This window comes from Alteromonas lipotrueae, assembly GCF_019249215.1.
GTDB lineage: Bacteria > Pseudomonadota > Gammaproteobacteria > Enterobacterales > Alteromonadaceae > Alteromonas > Alteromonas lipotrueae.
This window is the reverse complement of record NZ_JAESDI010000020.1, coordinates 1-20791: the sequence shown is the minus strand read 5'-3', so window position 1 is coordinate 20791 and position 20791 is coordinate 1. Positions and strand designations below refer to the sequence as shown.

Genomic DNA, 20791 nt, shown 5'->3' with positions numbered 1-20791 from the left:
TTAATACTGTGCCTTTTGTAAAAAGCTTTGCAAAATATTCCAGGTAATAACGCCAATGATGTCGTTTAGTTCCTGATCGTAAATATAAACCGCACCAGAACGCATATTTTTAAGATGCTCATATACTTCATGGAGCGTGCTTTGGGCATTTAAGCCTTCCATCTCGTGATAACTAAGCGCATTAGCATCGTGCTCTAAGCTCACATTATATTGGACCAGACGATACTGCACATCTATTTCAAATTTTGATTGTTGAATTACGATTTTCGTTGGATTTTTCGATAAATAGTCTTCAAGTGCCTTATCTGGAGCATCATGAAAAAGCTTATAGTCTTTGCTTAATGCAGCTAGCACGCCAGTCTTTTCAAGGGCTTCACGAATAGAAGAGATGGCATAGGGTAAGTTTTGATAATCTAATTGGCGAATGAAAATCGACCGATTGCCGAAAAACTGTGTTGATGTCACATAAGCAGGCACGATAACCAACATGGCGGGCAAGATGATTTCAGGGCTGTAAGATAGCTCCATTACCGCAGATAAGGCGGCGAGAGGCGCGTGAAGTACAGCGGTAAGCATGCCTGCAATGCCCAATAAGGCAAAGCTATTAGTAAACTCAGGCACGTCGATAAAGTATGACAATGGCACTAGCAGTACCGCGCCTGCAAGCATACCGATAACCATCACAGGACCGATAATTCCGCCGGGAATACCCAGTCCAATAGCAAAAACAGCCAGTACTACTTTGCTCACTAAAATGGCACACAGTAAAAGCGTTTCTGGGTTACTGGCAAATAAGGTTTCAACATCAATAAAGTTCGCCCCTAACGCCTCGGGCAACAACATACCCACTGTGCCTGTTATTAGCGCCGCCAGCATGAGTCGCCACACCATGGGGACAGGTCTAAACCAGGTCATTACCCGCATAAGTTGGTTATTAAATAATGTAGCGAGCATACCGAGTAAAACGCCCAGCAAAATAAGGTATAAGTACATCCACTGACTAAATGCGGTAAAAGACAAAAATGAAAGCTCATTCACTTGCCCAAATACGATACGGGTTAACACCGAGCCACACGCAGCAGCAAGCATAACGGGCACAAATATATGTATTTTATATTCTCGTAATACCACTTCCATGACAAAAATAACCGCAGCAAACGGAGTATTAAATGAAGCGGATATACCCGCCGCAATACCACAACCGGCGAGAATACGAATGCTGTTATAGGGAAGTCTTAGCCATTGACCTAAGAAACTGCTGGCCGATGCACCTAAATGAACGCAGGGACCCTCGCGGCCTACCACGAAGCCACCCGCTAGTGCCAACATACCGCCGAAGAACTGATTAATGGTGGTGCGAAAGGGAATATGGCCGTAGTAATATTTTACGCGGTGTATGACAAAGGGAATACCCATTCGGTAGTGCTTAAAGCCCGTGATATAGGCAATAAGCAAAATACACAGCACGCTAAGCAAGGGCATGAGAAACCAAACGGGCCATTCATCATTGAACCATTCCCGCAGTGCGCCAAAACCTGATGCTTGAAGCCACTCCACGCAAAGTCGAAACATGATGATCAACGATGCTGCGCTTACGCCGCCCACAATACCCAAGAGGCAAAGTTGTATAGACGTCCTCGGGTGAGCCACTTCTTGTCGTAAAGCCTGCAAACGCATGTTGTGATACAGTAGAGAAATCGTAGGTATAAGCAGCTTACCACAAACACTTGAAATTCATAATGTTAAGAAATTTAATGTATCTGGCTCACATTCACTAAGAATCAAAAACTATTCATGACAACCGATAAATTGAAACAACTCCTAGGTAATTATAAGTGGTCATTGCTTGTGGCTGCTTTATCTCTGTTGATGATGGCGTTTGGCTACAAGCTAGCGCGGATAGCGGACGAGGGCGACAGTTTGAAGGTTGACGCTCAAGATAAAACCATTGCGTTACTGGTAAGTGAAAACAATCAATATGTGACTCAGGTTAATCAATTAGAAGTCGCATTGCATTTAACAGAATTAGAAAAAAAATCGATTTCGGAACAACTCAATAACCTTCAAAAAGAACAGACTGAGCTTCAAGAGCAACTCGCTTTTTATCAACGAATTATGGCACCTGAAACCACTCAGGATGGTTTTGTCATTGAAGGGGTCGAAGTTGTCTCATTGGCAGAACCTAATCAGTTTCAAATGCGTTTTGTCGTGCTGCAGCAGCGACAAAACAAAGCATTAGTTAAGGGCAAACTTGCTATCACTTTATCAGGTGAACGTGAAGGGAAGGAGTTAACGGTTTCTATTGGTGACCCTGGGTTTATTTCGCAAGAAATAGAGTACAGGTTTAAGTATTTTCAAGCCGTTAATACAAGCTTTACGCTACCCGATGGTTTTCAACCGACATCAATTACTCTTACTACTACCGTATTTCAGTATAATTCTCGGCGTGGAGATCTAGCTAAAAAGGTCACATGGGAAGACGCATTGAACAGTGACAGCATATTAGACGATACTCAATAGCGCCTTGTCGTTGTACTTGATGCGCTTGCGAACGTGCTTGCCCAAAAGTGTCTAGCCAAAAGTGATTTGCTGCTAGCAGCCTCACTGACATCGCTATCTCTCAAATAAAAAATAATACCCATAGCCTACCGCTACGGCAGGAGCAGCGGAATAGGCAGTTGCTAGAATGGCAGCTTTTGGTGACAGTGCTATGGCGGGAAACAGTGCATCGCCATCATTACTAATTGCATTACCAAGCTGAGCTGAAAATGGCACTGCCCCGTTTAAATAAAGACTGGTCACTAAAATTTGTGGGCCGCACCCAGGCAAAAAACCAACCACAATTGCTAAACCTACAACGCTCGCGCCCATAGAGGTTAGTGTGGCACCTATATCGAGTCCAAACCACAGTATAGATAATTCAAACAATAAAAAAGCAACGACAACCCAAGCTAATACAAATTGGGTGTCTAACGCTGCTTTACTCTGCCAGCGAGGGGGAGGCGTAATAGCATCTTCTCTGGTAAGCGACGCATAACCTGTACTTCCACCGTTTAACGACCATAGTGTAATTGCCGACAGACATAATACGGCACCAATAAGTTGCAACGTAGGTTCCGTTACACCCAGATATTCATGCACTGGCGATTGAAACGACAAGCCCAGTGCAATGGCAAGTGACGGTAACGCCACAACCAGCCAAAAGTACGTAGAAAGTTTATCAATTAAAGAGGAGGCAGTGGTAGATGGTTGCTCATTATGATCGGTACTATTAAGGGTATTGGCTGAGGACGGTGGCTGGTAATTGTGGAAATGGTTCACAGCAACGCCGGTTAGGGTACCCACCACCATTCCAACACCCATTACGGTTAAGCCATCAAACGGCGCTTGCGCCAGTAGCAAGAACGCGGCGTCACCCATGGTACTTGTTAGCACAGCAACCACAGCACCGAAGCTTGTGACACCTCGAGTATATTGAGTGACCACAATAATCGCGCCCCCACAGCCGGGAAGGGCACCAAGGAAGGACGCCAAGCCTACTTCATAAAACGGATGCTTGCGCATAAAATCGCCGATGGCCTCAGCGGATACCTTTAACGTGGCAATGTAATAAACAGACAGTGATGCATAAACAAATGCTGATACTTGGAAATAGGCATCGGACAGAACTGCGATGGTTGCTTCCCGAGTGAATGAGTAAACAAGAAGCACGACAACAAACGCCGGCAAGAAGAGGCGCTTGTTTAACATTAGTGTTTTTTGCCTAATTTTGTATTTACTGATTTTTTCAGTTGAAGTTAGGGAGGACACTCGCGACTCCAGGTGGCAGCAACAGGTGGTCGTACTTCAAGGTTCAGTACTAAAAGGTACAGTCCTATAAGGTACAGCCCCACACGGTACAGTGAAAATAACAGGTTTTATCAAAGGCACACGTAATGAGCTTTGTTAATACACTGTACTAATTCCTACGAACTTTCACGTGATCAGATCATGCTATAATTACATTAAATGATAATAGTAATTATTATCATTTAATGGCAACCTGTCAATACTCATCGTTAGTAGTAACAAATCATAGATACTGAACGATGTCTTGACGGATGCACTGTTGTTGAAAGGGATAAATAAGGATCCAAACCGTGCAGGGGGAAGTAGGCAAGAGTAGAGTAACGTTTATTTCATCAGATTAAGGGGACAGTAATGACAAATACCCGAACAGAAAGTGACAGCATGGGCGAGCTCGAAGTTCCTAGCGACGCGTTATATGGCGCACAGACACAACGCGCAATTAATAATTTTCCATTAAGCGGCGAACGAATGCCGCTTACTTTTATTCGCACCCTAGTGACAATTAAAAAAGCCGCTGCACTTGCGAACAAAAAACTCGAAACCCTTAATGCTGGAACTGCCGACGCTATACAGCAGGCCTGTGACACATTGCTTGATGAGCCCGAGTTACAGCAGCACTTCCCGGTAGATGTATTTCAAACAGGCTCAGGCACTAGCACCAATATGAATGCCAATGAGGTCATCGCTAACTTGGCGAATCAGCAACAAGGTAAACATGAAGGGGAAGCGGTCCACCCTAACGATCATGTCAACAACGGACAAAGCTCAAACGATGTTATTCCCACTACCATTCATGCAAGTGCCGCCATTGAGCTGACAGAATCGCTTATCCCGGCCATTACGAAGCTAATCGATATCATCGATACCAAAGCAAATTCAGTGTCTGATTATTGCAAAACCGGCCGCACACACTTAATGGATGCTATGCCAGTTAGGATGGATCAAAGTTTACGTGCTTGGTCTGCGCAGCTTAGTCAGCAACGTAAGACAATAAAGTCGCTTCAACCCTCCATTCAAACGTTAGCGCAGGGTGGAACGGCAGTAGGCACAGGAGTAAATGCACATCCTGACTTTGCTGAAACCTTTGCCAGTAAGCTATCTGACCTTACAGGTATAGCATTTACCCCTGCTGACAACTGCTTTGCATTAATTAGCTCGCAAGATACGGCGGTAACTTTATCAGGCGCGATAAAATCCCTCGCCGTTACCTTAATGAAAATTTCAAATGACTTACGCTGGATGAACTCAGGACCCCTTGCTGGTTTAGGTGAAGTATCGCTGCCGGCATTGCAACCAGGATCATCTATTATGCCCGGCAAAGTGAACCCCGTAATACCCGAAGCGGTAGCGATGGCATCTGCACAGGTGATGGGAAACGATGCAGCCATAACGGTGGGCGGGCAGTCGGGCAATTTCGAGCTTAACGTTATGTTGCCTATGATTGCCGATAATTTGCTGTCGAGCATCAAGTTAATGTCGAATAGCTGTGTGCTTTTGGGCGAGCAGGCCATTAAAGGGTTTACGGTTAACCAAGAGAACCTTGAGAAAGCATTGGCGAAAAATCCTATTTTAGTGACTGCGCTTAACCCTATCATTGGTTATGCGAAAGCCGCAGAAATAGCGAAAAAAGCTTACAAAGATAAAATGCCCGTTATCGATGTTGCAGAAGCGATGACCGACTTGCCAAGGTCTGAGCTGGAATCGTTATTAGACCCTAAAAAACTGACTGAAACTCAGCGCTAAGGCATTTAGTAGGGCGGTTAACCGAGCTTTAATTTCCTGGTTGAAAGGCGCTATGAACAAAATAATGGTATGCAAAGCGTGGATCCCCACGCTTTTTTTACGGATTTTCAATGCAATTTTAGGTCGATACTAGATGCCTAGTGCAAAGGAATGTTAGATTGTGGTTGTTTTGTGAGCAGTTGTGCGCTTGTTAAGCGCTTGCCTATTGCCGATGAAGCGGAATTTGATAGAGTGCATACTCGCTTTAAGCCCTCATGGTTGGGCAGTTGAGCAATAAAAATTACTCAGGAATAATTAATGACAGATACATGCTTTCGCATGAAGGGCACTACACTAACCAGTATCGTGTTAGAAGTGATCGATTTTGATCCAGATACCTTTGAATCTCAGCTTGCTGAAAAGATAAATAGTGCACCCCAGTTTTTCACTCGATCATCGCTAATATTGCATTTAGTCAAATTACTGAGTGCTACCGAGTTCGAGTTGCTCGTTGCGCTTTGCCGACGCTTTAAGCTTCAACCTATGGCGGTACGCGGTGAAGTAGGGGCACTTAGAAGTGTCATCAACGATTTGGGCTTAGCAGATGTTAGCCAAAGTAAATTTACAGAAAGCTCGTTGAAAACAACAAAACCAGAAAGCACTGCGTTAAAAGAGCAGGCCGCGAATGAGCCAGCAGCATCCTCACCAGTGCCGACACCAGCAGCTGCCACTAAACCAGTAAAAGTCATTAGCCGCCCAGTACGCTCAGGGCAGCAAGTCTATGCTGAGGGTGGTGATTTGGTGATTACCGCTGCGGTGAGCGAAGGGGCAGAAGTATTAGCAGATGGAAATATTCATGTTTACGGCACACTTAGAGGCCGAGCTCTGGCGGGCGTAAAAGGTAACGTGCATGCCCGCGTTTTTTGTCAGTCGTTAGATGCAGAACTTATTTCAATTGCTGGGCAATTCATTATGCATGAAACCGTAAAAGCATCATGCTGGAAACAGCCCGCACAAATCTATTTAGAAGAGGACACGTTACACATTGAGCCTATCGCCTAAGTGTTAACGTATTCTACAAGGAATTAAAAATGGCAAAGATTATTGTAGTAACATCGGGTAAAGGTGGGGTTGGTAAAACGACTTCAAGTGCCGCTATCAGTACAGGTTTAGCCTTGGCGGGTCATAAAACCGTAGTCATCGATTTTGATGTGGGCTTACGTAACCTCGATTTGATCATGGGCTGTGAACGCCGCGTGGTTTACGACTTCGTGAACGTAATAAATAAAGAAGCCACGCTGAAACAAGCGCTAATTAAAGATAAGCGTACCGACAACTTGTTTATTCTGCCAGCATCACAAACACGTGATAAAGACGCGCTTACCATCGATGGGGTTCAAGCCGTACTTAATGAGTTGAAAGAAGATTTCGATTTTATTATCTGTGATTCACCAGCAGGTATAGAACAAGGCGCTCAAATGGCATTGTATTTTGCCGATGAAGCTATCGTTGTGACTAACCCAGAAGTCTCTTCGGTACGTGACTCAGATCGTATTTTAGGTATTTTGCAAAGTAAGTCTTTGCGCGCTGAACAAGGTAAGCCAGTAAAAGAACATTTATTGCTAACTCGCTATAACCCTTTGCGAGTAGAAAGTGCAGAAATGCTTAGCGTGGCTGATGTTGAAGAAATATTAGCGATACCATTATTGGGTGTTATTCCTGAATCGGAAGCCGTACTTAAGGCTTCTAACCAAGGTCAGCCAGTTATTCTAGACTTAGAGGCTAACGCAGGTCAGGCATATTCAGACGCTGTTCGCCGTTTATTAGGCGAAACCATTGAACATAGATTTCTAGAAGCAGAGAAGAAAGGGTTCTTTAAACGCCTGCTAGGAGGCAAGTAATGGGTATTTTCGATTACCTAAAGAAAAAGGAAAAGCCGCGCACTGCGGCCATGGCCAAAGAGCGGCTACAAATAATTGTTGCGCATGAAAGACGCAAACGTACCGAGCCAGATTATCTGCCAATGATGCAGCAAGAAATCATTCAGGTGATACGCAAATATGTGAGCATTGCAGATGACCAAGTATCGGTACAGTTGGAAAGCAGTGACGATTGCAGCGTGCTAGAGCTTAACGTGACCTTGCCTGAAAGCTAGAGTTAGGGCTAGGAATAGGTGGATTACACCGAATCAAAGCCTCCTATGGCCACAATTAGCCGTAAATAGTGCTACCCATGTCTTAGTCACAAGACATGGGTAAACTGCTATCTTTTATTCACTTTTCTCTAAAGTAATACCAAGTTGCTGCTTCGCTAAATGCACCACGGTAGAGTCGATTGGCGGTGGTTCTACAATTACGCCTTCACTCAGTGCCTCAACAATTGTTTTTAGTACGCTAATACGGGCAAACCATTTATGCTCGGCCTGTATCACATGCCAGGGTGCCATTTGAGTATCGGTTTTATCAAACATCTCTTCTATGGCGTTAATATAGCCCTCCCGTCGGCCACGATTTCGTATATCTTCTTCGGTTAGCTTCCAGCGTTTGTAAGGGTTATTTAAGCGCTCTTCAAAGCGTTCTAACTGCTCTGCTGCTGAAATATGCATAAAGAGTTTTACCATCGTCACGCCATCATCAATTAATAGCCGCTCAAACTCATTAATTTCTTGGTACGCTCTTTCCCATGCGGGCTTAGGTGTAAAACCTTCAATGCGCTCTACCATCACACGGCCGTAGTAAGAGCGATCAAAAATGGCAAGCCTACCCGGTGTAGGCAGTCGTGTTTGAAACCGATAAAGGTAGTGGCGACCTTGCTCTTCTGGCGTAGGTTTAGCGAACGGGTGAACGCGAAAACCGCGAGGATCGAGTTTTTCGGTCACTCTTCTAATTGCGCCGCCTTTTCCTGAAGCATCCCATCCTTCAAACACAATGATTGCGCGCCTGCCTTGGTGATAGTATGCCTGTTGAACATGTAGTAACTTTTTTTGCCAGCTTTTCAGTGCTTGTTTGTAATGTTCACGTCCATCAATAGCAGGAGCTTGTGCGCCTTCTGGCAGTCTAAGCCTACGGTTTTGAAGGGAAATAGAAGATACTGAATGCGCCATGTTAATCCCGTCGGTTTCTTTTTAGAGTATGCCTTACGGGCATGAGTGTCCATTTTGCCAATCATTTTCATGCTAAATGAAATGTCGCTAGCTATTGTTTCAGTTAGTTTCACCCCAATAGTTGATAGCGTTACTCAAGTATTAGATAATTGGGTTATCGATACGTGTACGTGAAGGCGTGCAAGTGCACATGGTTAATGAAGAGGTGAGTATGTCTGTAGAAATGGCGTTGCCAATTGAGTTCTCTGATGCAGCGGCGACAAAAGTAAAAGCGCTCATCACGGAAGAAGAAAACCCTGCGTTAAAACTGCGGGTTTATGTTACTGGAGGCGGTTGTTCTGGCTTTCAGTATGGTTTCACTTTTGATGAGAAGGTGAACGACGGCGATATGACAATTGATAAAGATGACGTTACCTTAGTGGTAGACCCTATGAGTTTACAATATTTAGTGGGCGGCATTGTTGACTATGTTGAAGGTTTAGAAGGCTCACGCTTTTTAGTGCAAAACCCAAATGCAACCACTACCTGTGGATGCGGCGCTAGCTTCAGCGTTTAAATGATTATCGGGCGTACACCGCATCTTGGTGTATGCTTGTCTCGCCTTTACGGTCTTGTGCTTTTCTCCTCGTTGATTTTATGGCTAAACTGAGTGTGTAAGTAAATTCACTCAGGTTGAAGCTATGAAACTGTATGGTTCGGTAACATCACCATTTGTACGTCGAATTCGCGTAGTACTTTCTAATACGCCCCATGAATTCCTCGATTTACAAATATTCTCTGGGGAAGACAGAGAGCTACTTGCATCGCGAAACCCCACTTTAAAAGTGCCTTGCCTAGAAGACGACGGGCAATTAATTTTCGATTCTAGAGTAATTTACAGCTATTTGGCGAGTAAACTCGACCATGACTCCTTATCTTGGGAGGAAGAAAATCTGCTTACTCTGATAGATGCTGCTAACGATTCATTCGTGCAATTGATGCTATTAAAGCGCTCTGATATCGATATCAATCAAGACAATCTCATCATTCGTTTGCAAAAAGAGCGTATCGAATCGGTTTTTTCAACACTGTCTAAGCAGCTGGAAGCGGGTGGTTTTAGTGGCTGGACGTATCCTGAAATATGTCTGTACTCAATGGTAGATTGGGTGCTATTCAGAGAATTGCACAGCTTTAAAGACTATCCTTTGTTGCTGGAATTCCATGAAAAGCATCGTGACCGTATAGAGCTAACCGCTACCGACCCACGTCAGTAGCCTTTATTGAAATTAAATTGATAATAAAGCGGTTCGTTAGCCATGTAACGTATTGCATTCGTTATAAATACGCCCGCAACATCCTCAGGTGATGATACAGCCGCAGTATGTGCAGTAACCACCACCTTGGGGTGGGTCCAAAATGGGTGTTCCTTTGGTAGTGGTTCTTGTGTGAATACGTCAAGGACTGCTGCTTGTAGTGTGCCGTTATTCAGCGCGTTTAAAAGCGCGTCATTTATAACGGCACTTCCACGTCCTGCGTTGATAAACACGCTATGAGGCTTTAGTGCGCCAAAGAAAGCCTGGTTTAATACACCTGTAGTTGCGGGGGTATCTGGCATCAAGTTCACCACATGGTCGGCCTCTTGTGCAAACTTGAGTAGATCAATTGCTGAATAGACGTCATCGAAACCGCCTACCGCTTGACCACTTCTCGATAAGCCTATTACCTTCATTTCAAAACTTTTTGCCACAGGAATAAGTGCTTTAGCTATTGAGCCAGCGCCTAAAATACCAAGGGTTTTGCCCGTAAGGGGCGCTCGGGGGCTTTCTTCCCAAATTGGGGGCTGATGATTCTGGTTATGCGCGAATGCGGGAATATTGCGTGCGTATTGCAAGAGATAGGCAAACACATATTCGCGCATTAGGTTTCCAAACACGCCTTTTACGCCAGTGAGTATATAATCGCTTTTGTCCAAGTTAATAAGCGGTGCATTGCCAGCCCACGTTGATTGGCACCAATTCAAGCCAGTGCACTGGTCGACAACCTTAGCCGCCAAATTAGGATCGGCAAGTAATACCTCAACCTCGTCTGGGTTAATTTGTTCAGAAGTGGTAACGGCTTGGCAGATATTCAAAGCATGAGGCTCAGGCCATGCATTTGCTATTTCTTCTGCTAATGCGCTGGCATCTTTGCTGAGTATAGAAACGTTGAGTGTAGGCGATTGAATTGACATAAATGAGCCTTAGTAAAATTTTATTGGTGGCCTTTACAATTAGCCGAATACATAGCGTAAATAGTTTACGCAGAATAGATACTGCTAGTTAGGATACCCTAAGATAATCATTCACATAAGGCAACGCTATCGGTCAAACTAAAGAAAATGTCGAACATAGCCGATAACAGCCTAGAATCCTTTTCTGCTAGCGCCTAAACTTACCAAGGCTCTAGTTTTTTTACAGGCGACTTAACATGTTTCAATTTACCCTGAATGTATCCCTTCATGCGCCCATCTCCTTTTTGTTTGCTGCGTTTCATGAACCTGAATATTTATCTGAATGGTTTGCTCCGGGTAATTGCACGGTATCGCAAATTATGAGTAGCTTTAAAGAGGGCGGAAGATACCGTATAAAAATGATTGAACCCAACGGCGTTGAAATAGCGCTAACGGGTGAATATGTGACTATCTTAGCAAACGAGAAGCTTGTGTTCTCTTGGGCGTGGGAAGATGGCGTAGAAGAAACCGTCATGAGCTCAGTGGATATTTCTTTTGAAGAAACTAGCGAAGGGGAAGTGGCGTTAACGCTAATTCATAGTGGTTTCAGCAACCAACAAGAATGCGATCAACACCAATATGCGTGGATGTCTTGCCTAGAAAAGCTTGCGGTATTAGCTGATAAACAAGTGGCGTTTAACTAAAGCTGCGATGCTAGCGAAATATTAATAGCGCAGTGTTGCTAAAGATATAAAAAAAGCAGTCATAAAATGACTGCTTTTTTATTAACTTACTGCAACATTTTTGCACCTGCAGTTAAATCAACCTTACTTACTAGGTTAACCTTATTTGTTAGGTTAAGGACGCCATGGCTGCTTTTCCGCTTTCTTCACGGTAGGTATTGTAATCGGTATAACCTTCTTCGCCGCCGCCATACCACGTTGAGGGGTCATCAAACGCCGCCAGCGGGTAGTTGTTTTTGAACCGTGTCGGTAAATCTGGGTTGGTGATCCAAGGGCGCCCAAATGCAATCATGTCGGCATCACCGTCGCTAATACGTTTCTCTGCCTCCTTCTGGGTATAACCACAGTTTCCCATTAACATACCGTCAAACAATGCGCGAAACTCTGCAAGCGTCATAGGCTCACCGCGTTCATGGAAACCAAACGCTAGGCCATCCATCACATGTAAATAGCCAAGGTTAAGCTTATTAAGTGCTTGGGCGACATAAGTAAACGTATCGCGAAAATCATCTGCACCCATGTCATTAAATACGCCATTAGGCGATAAACGCACACCAACTTGCTCTGAAGGCCAAATCTCTAGTACGGCGTCCATCACCTCACTAAGGAAGCGGTATCGATTATCTACGCTGCCGCCATATTCATCACTACGTTGATTGCTGCGACTGTCTAAAAACTGATTTAGCAGGTAACCGTTAGCGGCATGCACTTCTATACCATCAAAACCTGCAGCTTTCGCATTTACAGCCGCATGTTTAAAATCAGCAACTGTTCTACGAATGTCATCTTGTGTCATTGCTCTTGGCACTTCGTAAGGCTTTTTACCTTTTGGCGTGTGAATTTCATCGCCTTCAATGGCAATAGCAGACGCAGAAAAAGGCAAGTCGCCGTTATGGAAGTCACTATGAGACGCACGACCGGTATGCCATAACTGGAGGATAATTTTGCCGCCAGCTTCATGCACTCTTTCATTAATAGAGCACCATCCTTCCACCATTTCATCGGTGTAAATTCCGGGCGTGTCTACCCAGCCAATACCTTCTTCTGATATGGCCGTCGCTTCGGTGATAATAAGGCCTGCATCGGCGCGCTGTGCGTATTGATCACCCATGATTTTGTTAGGTATGCGGTCGCTACCTGCACGGCCACGTGTCATAGGTGCTAATACCATGCGGTTTTGTAGCGTATTGCCTGCCCATTCTAGAGGCTTAAACAGAGATAACTCTGACATTTGTTGTTCCTTTTAAAACGGTGTGTAAGTGATTACAGAAATGGACGCGACTTGGATTGATTCAAGGTGAAAGGATATGCCGTTCGGTACTAATAAATAGCAAAAAGAGTGTAAGAGGCGAGGGTAAATCCTGCGAAGTTGGCAATGCTGACGCTACTAGCACTATAAGAATTGAGATTTTAACCAATGAAAACGTGCTTTAGCTAAAAAGAAAAAGGGCCGTCATAATGACGACCCTGACGGTGAAAATGAAAGGGGAGTTTATGTTAACTAGTGCAGTATCAGACCTGCTAGGTTAACGTCAAACCGTACGCCCACTACCCATACATCATCTAACGATTGAAGCCGGTCACGTTCGCTAAACTGGTCTGGATTAATAATATAATGCACGTTAGGCTGAATCCGAATATTGTCGTTAATATGGACGCCGTAGCTTAACTCCATCATGGTTTGGCTGTTTGCAGGGCGGCCTGAACCGCCATTTGCTTCGCGCAATACGCGTTGGTCTTCAATGGCATCCTCACTATAAAATTGTTGAGTGACGACAAAGCCTATGGTGTCTTCGTCTCTTCCTACGAAGGTACCGCGTTTAACAAAGCCCGCTTTAATATACTCATCTTCTATAAGCTCACCTGATGTGCCTGTTAACACCGCACCAAAAATTGTAACGCTGCGTTTAGAATGTAGATCTGGACGTAAAATGGTTTGCTCGAATCGGGCGAAAATACCAGAGCGCCCATTTTGGGTCGCATAGTCGTTACCGGTGACAGCTGCAAAATCACCATTCTCATCTTTAGCTGGGTCTGTGTAGTCCGCACCATCATACCAACCGCCAATTTCATAGCGTCTTGGGTAGTCGTCATTTTCCCAGGTAGTTTGATAGCCCAATGTCACAGGTACGACTACGCCAGTTGATTCATCCGTTGACCAATCAAAACCATGATCACTTAAGTCTTGGTGAGGTGTGTTCTCTTCATACACACCAGTGTGAAAATAGATTTCAGGCGATAGCCAGAATTTTGCGTGACCTCCCCAACTTGAAACAGGCCACCATGTAAAGTTACTGGTTTTAAAAACAAATGTGGGGTTTCCGCAAGCGGAATTCGTTTGAAAATATTGACATAGCTCTGAACCAAGAAAGCTGATGTTTGCCACGGTTCTGCCGACTTCTATTTGTAGCTGGTCGTCAAAAAAGTTTTTCTCTACGGTAAACCTAGCTAAACGGGAATTTTGGCCGCCATAGATTTCCTGAACAGAGGTACTACTTCCAATATGCGTAGCCGCTAAGTTTTGTCCGTGACGATTAGTGAATGCCACATGGACTTTAGTATTTTCCCAACCTGCAAATTTTTCTAAGTCTATTTCTGCGCCTAAAAATAATTGACCAGCATAAGCACTCCCTTCACGCTTACCGCCATCAACGTTAGCAGCGGCTTCCCCCGTGTAACTTGCCTGCCACTCTATATATTCCGATGTATCTTGCGCAGAAAAGGTAGGGTAAGAAATACTGACTAACAGATAGCAGAAAGTAAGTGTAAGTGACTTTAAAGTCAGAGTTTTTTGCTTTAACCAACGAAAAGTATGCTTCATGTCTTACCCTTAGTGTTAATTGAACGTGCTTATAATTTGCACTTGTTTTTGTGCTCATCACGATGCTTCCATTCGTTTCTTATGCCTAGGGATAAGTGAATTGAAGTCACATCGTGTTAACAGCTTGCGTATGGGAAATGCAATCTAATGCAGTCAAACTAATAAATCAACCTTGTTTATTTATTTTTATTTTACAAAGGTGTTAACAGATGGGGTGGCGCGATATAGGATTTTTTTAGAGGGAGATGGCCTCTTTTTAGACTTTTGTAGTGCTTTTTTTTAAGTTTAAGCTGGTTTAAGCCTTGTTTAATATAAAGAATTCATGAAATTTGGAGTGGAGTGAATAGTTGAAGTAATAGCGCTCATGTTAACGTGGTGTGGTATTTTTAGTCGCGCCACCAATTAAATAAGTCTTGTTGATTTATTGACATGGACATTTTTTGTTGGTTAAATTGCTCAACAAATTGTTTACAAGATGAGGTTGGGGTGATGCAAACTAAAGCGCCTATAGTTTCCAGAGATACGCTATTGCCGTTTATTCTATTGACGGTGTGTTTTGCTGCATGGGGCGTTGCCGCCAACATGACGGATCCGCTAGTGAAAGTCTTTAGTAAAATATTTACTATGTCGTCACTACAATCGGCCTTAGTTCAGTTCGCTTACTACGGTGCTTATTTCTGTTTAGCGATACCCGCAGCCTTTATTAATAAACGATACTCTTATAAAACGGGTGTGCTTGTAGGGCTAGGATGTGCTGCAGCCGGTGCCTTTCTATTTTACCCAGCAAGTCAGACAATGACTTATGGCTTTTTCCTGTTGGCCTTGTTTGTGATGGCCGGTGGATTGTCTATTCTGGAAACGTCCGCTAACCCTTATGTCATGGCGATGGGCAACGAGCAAAGCGCCACCAGAAGATTAAACCTAGCACAGGCATTCAACCCTGTAGGGACAAACTTTGGAGTATTCTTAGCCGCTACGCTCATACTACCTAATTTGAATCAGGCTTCAGCTGAAGAGCGAAGTGCTATGTCTATGACTGAGCTAAAATCTGTTATAGGTGCTGAATTGGATGCGGTGATGATCCCTTATGTTGCTATGGCGTGTGTACTTCTTGTGGTTTGGGTTGCTGTAGCTTTGATTAAAACCCCTGTGGATGAAGCCACTGAGTCTAAAGCTGATGATATCGACATTGCAGCATCATTGAAGCGCCTAGTGGCGCACAAGCATTATCGTTTTGGTGTTATGGCTCAGTTCTTCAACGTGGGCGCGCAAACTTGTGTATGGACTTTTACTATCCAATACGTCATGAAAGCGATTGGGGGTAATGAGGTGCAAGGCGGCGATGTACTTCAATACAGCATGATAGTGTTTCTTATTTCACGTTTTGTGATGACGTGGGTAATGCAGTACCTCTACCCAGCACGACTGCTTATGGTGATGTCGCTGGTGGCAGTAGGTTTATGTATTGTTATGACACAAGCGCCAAATATAGTCGGTGTGGTGGCACTTGTTTCAATATCTGCATGTTTATCGCTAATGTTTCCTACTATCTACGGCATCGCGTTAGAAGGGCTAGGGAAAGATACTAAACTTGGCGCAGCCGGCTTGGTAATGGCTATTTTAGGTGGCGCAATTATGCCACTCTTCCAAGCTGCAATTATCGACTCAGCAGGTATCGTCATTTCTTATATTGTTCCTGCAGTATGCTTTATGTTTGTGGCTGGCTATGGACTGTTTGACATTAAAGCAGTTAAAAGTCCTCAGAAAGTATCCATTGACGATTTGAAGACCAAAAATTTGAAGGCAAACATGGCGAAGTAATACTTACTTTGCTGTAGTGATGCTCATCATGATTTTAAAAAATGTCAGCCTTTGCTGGCATTTTTTATAGAAAAAGTAATCGTTATGTGTGAAATGAAAACGGGTGGTTGACTAAAGGTTTCGTTAAACGTTGACTTAGCGTGAAGGGCAAAAAACACCCAATACCGCCTCTCGTGAAGCACCGGTAACAGCGGGGACGTTGCCTGGAATATTATTTCGATGTGCAAAAGCGAGCCACGCGAATGCGGCCCCTTCAACGTGTTGGGGGTGAATATTGATACTGTGGCTGTCACTCACTTGATAGCTTGGCAGTAAGTTGGCTATGCGATGCATCAGCACAGGGTTAAAGGCACCGCCCCCACAAACGATGACTTGTGCGCCTTTGGGCATTTTTTGCCTGTTAATTTCATCAGCAATACTCGTTGCTGTTAGTGCTAATAGCGTCGCTTGCACATCTTGAGGGGCGAGTGTGCTGGCTTGTGAACGTGCGAGCGCATCAAGGTAAGACGTTAACCATACTAAATTGAAATACTCTCTGCCGGTACTTTTAGGCGCAGTTTGATGAAAATAGCTATCTGCTAGCAGTCCAGTTAATAAGTCATTGCTTACTACACCCGTATTCGCCCATTGGCCTTTGTCATCATAGGGCTGGTTTAAATGCTGTTTAATCCACCCATCCATTAGGGTATTGCCTGGGCCAGTATCATAGCCAAGAGGGGCAATAGCATCTCGTTTTGCTGCTAATACTGAAATGTTCGCAATACCGCCAATGTTAACCAACACTCTGGGGTTGGTGTCATGAGCGAAGATAGCATTATGGTAGGCTGGAACTAAGGGCGCACCTTGGCCGCCAAGAGCAATATCTTTACGCCTAAAATCAGCAATAACATCAATACCTGCTAACACGGCAAGAGTATTAGGGTCGCCAATCTGACATGTAAAACCTTTTTGCTCAATGTCGTAGGGAAGTTCAATTCCCTGCGGAAAGTGCCTTATGGTTTGCCCGTGAGAGCCAATTGCGGTGATATCGCTTGATGAAAGCTGAGTCTCTGATAGCAACACGCTTACGGCTTGTGCAAAGCTTTCTGCTACCAACCTATCGGCGGTTGCCATCGCATTGAGCTCGTTAGTAGAGGGGGTGCAAAGTGAATGAAGTAAAGAAAGTAGATTAGCAGGGTAGGAAATGGATACGGCATGTAAGGTTTGGCACTTATCTGCAGTGATATCGCAAAGGACGGCGTCAACGCCGTCCATGCTAGTCCCTGACATAAGGCCAATATACTTTGCCATAAGTCGGCTATTTCATTGCAAGCATAATGCGTTTGTTGTTATTAAGCTGCTGCTGACGTACATGAGCAATTTCCATGAATGCTTCACGCTCTTCAGCGGCAATAGGTAATGCTTTTGGCAGTGATACGGTACGAGGGTTACGGTGTACACCGTCTACCAAAAATTCGTAGTGAACATGCGGGCCAGATGCCAAGCCAGTGCTACCTAAGTAACCAATGGTTTGACCCTGTTTAACCGTGTCGCCTACTTTTACTGCTCGCTTTTTAAAGTGCAGATACTTAGTAGTATATTTTTCACCGTGTTGAACAAAAACATGGTGACCATTGTATTTATCGTACGCTGACTTAATTACTTTACCATCACCCGCGGCCATAACTGGCGTTCCAACCGCGGCAACGTAGTCGGTACCACGGTGTGCTTTCCAGCGTTTTTGGACAGGATGGAAACGTGCTTTCGAGAAGTTAGAGCTCACATACCTAAAGTTAATTGGCGCACGTAAGAAGCTCTTACGCATGCTTCGGCCTTCAGGTGTGTAGTAAGTACCATCTTCATGCAAGATAGCGCTAAAGTCTTCACCTTGGTTAGTAAATTCTGCCGCAACTATGTCGCCATAGCCCACAAACTCACCATCGATGTATTGTTCTTCAAACACCACATTGAAGGTATCGCCTGAACGAATCTCCATCGCGAAATCAATATCCCAGCCAAAAATGCCCGCAAGGTTCATAATCTGATTACTGGTTAATCCTGCTGTTACCGCAGCATTCCAAAAGCTTGAATGAATCTCGCCTTGGGCAAAATTATAGCGAATATCAACGTCACGCTTTTCAAGATCGGCCGTTAAGCTATTATCTTCGCTGGTGGGGTCGGGGCGAATGAATAAGGTTTCGGTAGAAGAAAGCTTATATTTAAGCTCGCCAAATGTACCATCGTTGTTAATTTTAAACGAAAGCTCATCACCAGGTAATAACGTGACCAGTGTTTTAGCAAGGTCACCGGCTTGAGTAACATTGTAAACATCACGAGAGGTAAAACCCGCACGCTTAAAGAGCTTTGCAAGGGTATCGCCGCTTCGTACTTTATAAGTTTGCCAGGTCGACTCTTCTTCAATCGAAAACACGTCGGTGGACGGCATAATGTTCAAATCAAGAGGGTACCGAATACCGGTATCAAGTACCAAAGCGTCTTGATGACGACTCGCCTCTACTGTGACTGACGGCAATAGAATAAGCCCACCTAAAAACATACTAGCAATAGCTAATCCTGTTCGGTGTTGCTTTGGTAATTGTTTAAATATGTTTAGCGCCTTTAGGGCGTCTAGTTTGATTCTCATAATACTACCTACTTGAGAATTTTATGTGCAATGTACTTGTCACATAAGTTGCTTAAAAATGCAACTTTTCTCATTGTTTTTTAGCGCAAAAGTTAATTATTGAACGCAATGGCAGTCGAACCCTGACTTACTAAGTTAGACTGAACAGGCCGAGAGCGATAACTCGCTTTTGCGCCCGCGGGGAAGAAGCTTCCACAAACACGCTGTAAACCCATCCATGGGAGCTCCGCCACCGCATCCATGCGGTGGAGGGTTTGTTACAGCTTCTTCCCCACAGACACAAGCGAGTTATCACTCATCACTGAGGCTACTTTCAGCCCTCAACCATTGCGTTCAATAACGAACGTGACGACAAGTCATCCGCTTTTTGACGCAGAAGCCTTTTAATGGTTCCAATGTCCGCGTAAAATGCCGCTCAAAATAGATTCTACAACATCAAGAGTGTGAAATAACCGATGAAAGACTGGCAAACAGCGCTAGCTGAAATTAAACGGGGAACGGATGAAATACTCCCCGAAGAGGATTTAATTGAGAAATTAAAATCCGGCAAAACCCTAACCATAAAAGCGGGTTTTGATCCTACTGCGCCTGATCTTCATCTTGGTCACACTGTTTTGATCAATAAACTGCGAACCTTTCAGCAGTTAGGCCATACCGTTGTTTTTCTTATTGGGGATTTTACTGGCCTGATTGGCGATCCTACAGGGAAAAATGTGACACGCAAGCCCTTAAGTAAAGAACAGGTATTAGAAAATGCGCAAACGTATCAAGAACAAGTGTTCAAAATTCTTGATCCTGAACTGACTCAAATTCGCTTTAACTCAGAGTGGATGGATCAGTTAGGCGCTGCAGGCATGATTAAACTAGCCGCCAGCCAAACCGTTGCACGTATGCTTGAGCGTGATGACTTTAAAAAGCGTTACAACAATGGTCAGCCTATTGCGATACACGAATTTTTGTACCCGTTAGTACAAGGGTGGGATTCAGTTGCGCTTAAATCTGATGTTGAGTTAGGTGGTACCGACCAACGCTTTAACTTGCTAATGGGCCGCGAGCTTCAAAAAGAGCAAGGTATTAAGCCACAGTCTATTGTGATGGTGCCGTTGCTTGAAGGCTTAGATGGCGTTCAAAAAATGTCTAAGTCATTAAACAACTATATCGGTATTACTGATGCACCAAACGAGATGTTTGGTAAAGTGATGTCGATTTCAGATGACTTGATGTGGCGTTATTACGACCTACTAAGCTTCCGCCCGCTTGAAGAAATTGCTGAACTTAAGCAACGCGTTGAAAACGGTGAAAACCCGCGTGATATTAAAATATTGCTAGCAAAAGAAATCATCGCTCGTTTCCACGACGATGCCGCAGCAGAAGGTGCACATCAAGACTTCATTCAGCGCTTCCAGAAAAATGCGATTCCTGATGAAATGCCAGAGTTTGAAATTGCACTTGGCGATGACGGCATTGCTATTGGTAACTTATTAAAAGAAACCAAGTTAGTGGGTTCAACGTCTGACGCTATGCGTATGATTAAGCAAGGCGCTGTGAAAATTAATGGCGATAAAGTAGAAGATACTCGTCTTGTACTTACCGAAGCTGGCGAAAATGTCTATCAAGTGGGTAAACGTAAATTCGCGAGAATTACGTTAGCTTAGTTTGACATTAGCTATTAGATGCTAAAAAAATACAAAAAAGCCCCGATTTATCGGGGCTTTTTAATGTCTGTATTTTTTGCTTGGGATGCTATCTGTATTACTTTCTGTTTCGTCAGTCGCTAATTAATTTGCGGCTTTTAAGCGTGAAAACAGTGCTACCCAATAATCATTAAATTGTGTACTTATTTCGGCTTTAAGAAAACCGTAATATCATTTCTGCGCCTTCACATTCGCAGGTTTCAGGGCACACAGGGCAATCGTAACCT

At 44.1% G+C, this 20791-nt stretch carries 18 protein-coding genes; 10 read left to right on the top strand and 8 right to left on the bottom strand.

Annotated elements, in window-relative coordinates; genetic code table 11:
* Positions 1-1677 (bottom strand): chloride channel protein, encoded by a 1677-nt coding sequence (locus tag JKP82_RS18825; RefSeq protein ID WP_159532964.1) that lies wholly within the window; start codon positions 1675-1677, stop codon positions 1-3.
* 117 nt (positions 1678-1794) lie between these two features.
* Between JKP82_RS18825 and JKP82_RS18820 the strand changes: the two genes are divergently transcribed.
* Positions 1795-2520, top strand: coding sequence for a DUF6776 family protein (locus JKP82_RS18820; RefSeq protein WP_159532962.1), 726 nt, complete (start codon positions 1795-1797; stop codon positions 2518-2520).
* Between the two features lie 93 nt (positions 2521-2613).
* Here JKP82_RS18820 and JKP82_RS18815 read toward each other — a convergent pair whose 3' ends face one another.
* Positions 2614-3750 (bottom strand): putative manganese transporter, encoded by a 1137-nt coding sequence (locus JKP82_RS18815; RefSeq protein ID WP_220100008.1) that lies wholly within the window; start codon positions 3748-3750, stop codon positions 2614-2616.
* A 450-nt stretch (positions 3751-4200) separates the two neighbouring features.
* On the opposite strand from JKP82_RS18815, the gene JKP82_RS18810 reads away from it, so the two are divergent.
* The 4 genes from JKP82_RS18810 to minE all read left to right on the top strand — a co-directional run bounded on the left by JKP82_RS18810 (position 4201) and on the right by minE (position 7726).
* Positions 4201-5592 carry a class II fumarate hydratase gene (locus JKP82_RS18810; RefSeq protein ID WP_218398249.1) on the top strand — a complete coding sequence of 464 codons (1392 nt, stop codon included), beginning with the start codon at positions 4201-4203 and terminating at the stop codon, positions 5590-5592.
* A gap of 297 nt (positions 5593-5889) precedes the next feature.
* Positions 5890-6633 (top strand): septum site-determining protein MinC, encoded by a 744-nt coding sequence (minC, locus tag JKP82_RS18805; RefSeq protein ID WP_159532956.1) that lies wholly within the window; start codon positions 5890-5892, stop codon positions 6631-6633.
* Between the two features lie 29 nt (positions 6634-6662).
* A complete protein-coding gene (gene minD / locus JKP82_RS18800; protein ID WP_159532954.1) occupies positions 6663-7472 on the top strand; it encodes a septum site-determining protein MinD in 810 nt (269 codons plus the stop codon).
* The gene (gene minE / locus JKP82_RS18795) at positions 7472-7726 is read left to right on the top strand and encodes a cell division topological specificity factor MinE (protein ID WP_159532953.1); all 255 of its coding nucleotides are present in this window, start codon (positions 7472-7474) and stop codon (positions 7724-7726) included. Before minD ends, minE begins: the two co-directional genes overlap by 1 nt.
* 114 nt (positions 7727-7840) lie before the next feature.
* Here the strand turns inward: minE and JKP82_RS18790 are convergent, their stop codons facing one another.
* Complete coding sequence (locus JKP82_RS18790; protein ID WP_159532951.1) at positions 7841-8674, bottom strand: polyphosphate kinase 2 family protein; 834 nt, start codon at positions 8672-8674, stop codon at positions 7841-7843.
* A gap of 211 nt (positions 8675-8885) precedes the next feature.
* On the opposite strand from JKP82_RS18790, the gene erpA reads away from it, so the two are divergent.
* Complete coding sequence (gene erpA / locus JKP82_RS18785) at positions 8886-9230, top strand: iron-sulfur cluster insertion protein ErpA (RefSeq protein ID WP_159534683.1); 345 nt, start codon at positions 8886-8888, stop codon at positions 9228-9230.
* A gap of 124 nt (positions 9231-9354) precedes the next feature.
* Positions 9355-9927 carry a glutathione S-transferase family protein gene (locus tag JKP82_RS18780; protein ID WP_218398246.1) on the top strand — a complete coding sequence of 191 codons (573 nt, stop codon included), beginning with the start codon at positions 9355-9357 and terminating at the stop codon, positions 9925-9927.
* Here the strand turns inward: JKP82_RS18780 and JKP82_RS18775 are convergent.
* Complete coding sequence (locus tag JKP82_RS18775; protein ID WP_218398244.1) at positions 9921-10883, bottom strand: D-2-hydroxyacid dehydrogenase; 963 nt, start codon at positions 10881-10883, stop codon at positions 9921-9923. The two genes, JKP82_RS18780 and JKP82_RS18775, sit on opposite strands and share 7 nt — an antisense overlap.
* A gap of 236 nt (positions 10884-11119) precedes the next feature.
* On the opposite strand from JKP82_RS18775, the gene JKP82_RS18770 reads away from it, so the two are divergent.
* Positions 11120-11566 carry an SRPBCC family protein gene (locus JKP82_RS18770; RefSeq protein ID WP_129739950.1) on the top strand — a complete coding sequence of 149 codons (447 nt, stop codon included), beginning with the start codon at positions 11120-11122 and terminating at the stop codon, positions 11564-11566.
* A gap of 148 nt (positions 11567-11714) precedes the next feature.
* Here JKP82_RS18770 and JKP82_RS18765 read toward each other — a convergent pair whose 3' ends face one another.
* Positions 11715-12836 (bottom strand): alkene reductase, encoded by a 1122-nt coding sequence (locus JKP82_RS18765; protein ID WP_218398242.1) that lies wholly within the window; start codon positions 12834-12836, stop codon positions 11715-11717.
* A 270-nt stretch (positions 12837-13106) separates the two neighbouring features.
* Complete coding sequence (locus JKP82_RS18760) at positions 13107-14426, bottom strand: carbohydrate porin (RefSeq protein ID WP_159532941.1); 1320 nt, start codon at positions 14424-14426, stop codon at positions 13107-13109.
* Between the two features lie 489 nt (positions 14427-14915).
* Between JKP82_RS18760 and fucP the strand changes: the two genes are divergently transcribed.
* The gene (gene fucP, locus JKP82_RS18755; RefSeq protein WP_218398274.1) at positions 14916-16247 is read left to right on the top strand and encodes an L-fucose:H+ symporter permease; all 1332 of its coding nucleotides are present in this window, start codon (positions 14916-14918) and stop codon (positions 16245-16247) included.
* Positions 16248-16382: 135 nt separating this feature from the next.
* Here the strand turns inward: fucP and JKP82_RS18750 are convergent, their stop codons facing one another.
* Positions 16383-17537 (bottom strand): anhydro-N-acetylmuramic acid kinase, encoded by a 1155-nt coding sequence (locus tag JKP82_RS18750; RefSeq protein WP_218398240.1) that lies wholly within the window; start codon positions 17535-17537, stop codon positions 16383-16385.
* 7 nt (positions 17538-17544) lie between these two features.
* Complete coding sequence (locus JKP82_RS18745; protein ID WP_218398238.1) at positions 17545-18870, bottom strand: peptidoglycan DD-metalloendopeptidase family protein; 1326 nt, start codon at positions 18868-18870, stop codon at positions 17545-17547.
* A gap of 455 nt (positions 18871-19325) precedes the next feature.
* On the opposite strand from JKP82_RS18745, the gene tyrS reads away from it, so the two are divergent.
* Positions 19326-20525: a tyrosine--tRNA ligase gene (gene tyrS / locus JKP82_RS18740; RefSeq protein WP_159532933.1), complete on the top strand. Its 1200-nt coding sequence runs from the start codon at positions 19326-19328 to the stop codon at positions 20523-20525.
* Positions 20526-20791: the final 266 nt, after the last annotated feature.

What these genes read in the sequence shown, in the direction of transcription:
- JKP82_RS18820 (WP_159532962.1), top strand. Translation starts at nt 1,795, where the DNA reads ATGACAACCGATAAATTGAAACAACTCCTAGGTAATTATAAGTGGTCA.
- JKP82_RS18810 (WP_218398249.1), top strand. Translation starts at nt 4,201, where the DNA reads ATGACAAATACCCGAACAGAAAGTGACAGCATGGGCGAGCTCGAAGTT.
- tyrS (WP_159532933.1), top strand. Translation starts at nt 19,326, where the DNA reads ATGAAAGACTGGCAAACAGCGCTAGCTGAAATTAAACGGGGAACGGAT.
- erpA (WP_159534683.1), top strand. Translation starts at nt 8,886, where the DNA reads ATGTCTGTAGAAATGGCGTTGCCAATTGAGTTCTCTGATGCAGCGGCG.
- JKP82_RS18815 (WP_220100008.1), bottom strand. Translation starts at nt 3,750, where the DNA reads ATGTTAAACAAGCGCCTCTTCTTGCCGGCGTTTGTTGTCGTGCTTCTT.
- minE (WP_159532953.1), top strand. Translation starts at nt 7,472, where the DNA reads ATGGGTATTTTCGATTACCTAAAGAAAAAGGAAAAGCCGCGCACTGCG.
- JKP82_RS18790 (WP_159532951.1), bottom strand. Translation starts at nt 8,674, where the DNA reads ATGGCGCATTCAGTATCTTCTATTTCCCTTCAAAACCGTAGGCTTAGA.
- JKP82_RS18825 (WP_159532964.1), bottom strand. Translation starts at nt 1,677, where the DNA reads ATGCGTTTGCAGGCTTTACGACAAGAAGTGGCTCACCCGAGGACGTCT.
- minC (WP_159532956.1), top strand. Translation starts at nt 5,890, where the DNA reads ATGACAGATACATGCTTTCGCATGAAGGGCACTACACTAACCAGTATC.
- fucP (WP_218398274.1), top strand. Translation starts at nt 14,916, where the DNA reads ATGCAAACTAAAGCGCCTATAGTTTCCAGAGATACGCTATTGCCGTTT.
- JKP82_RS18750 (WP_218398240.1), bottom strand. Translation starts at nt 17,537, where the DNA reads ATGGCAAAGTATATTGGCCTTATGTCAGGGACTAGCATGGACGGCGTT.
- JKP82_RS18780 (WP_218398246.1), top strand. Translation starts at nt 9,355, where the DNA reads ATGAAACTGTATGGTTCGGTAACATCACCATTTGTACGTCGAATTCGC.
- JKP82_RS18765 (WP_218398242.1), bottom strand. Translation starts at nt 12,836, where the DNA reads ATGTCAGAGTTATCTCTGTTTAAGCCTCTAGAATGGGCAGGCAATACG.
- JKP82_RS18770 (WP_129739950.1), top strand. Translation starts at nt 11,120, where the DNA reads ATGTTTCAATTTACCCTGAATGTATCCCTTCATGCGCCCATCTCCTTT.
- JKP82_RS18760 (WP_159532941.1), bottom strand. Translation starts at nt 14,426, where the DNA reads ATGAAGCATACTTTTCGTTGGTTAAAGCAAAAAACTCTGACTTTAAAG.
- minD (WP_159532954.1), top strand. Translation starts at nt 6,663, where the DNA reads ATGGCAAAGATTATTGTAGTAACATCGGGTAAAGGTGGGGTTGGTAAA.
- JKP82_RS18745 (WP_218398238.1), bottom strand. Translation starts at nt 18,870, where the DNA reads ATGAGAATCAAACTAGACGCCCTAAAGGCGCTAAACATATTTAAACAA.
- JKP82_RS18775 (WP_218398244.1), bottom strand. Translation starts at nt 10,883, where the DNA reads ATGTCAATTCAATCGCCTACACTCAACGTTTCTATACTCAGCAAAGAT.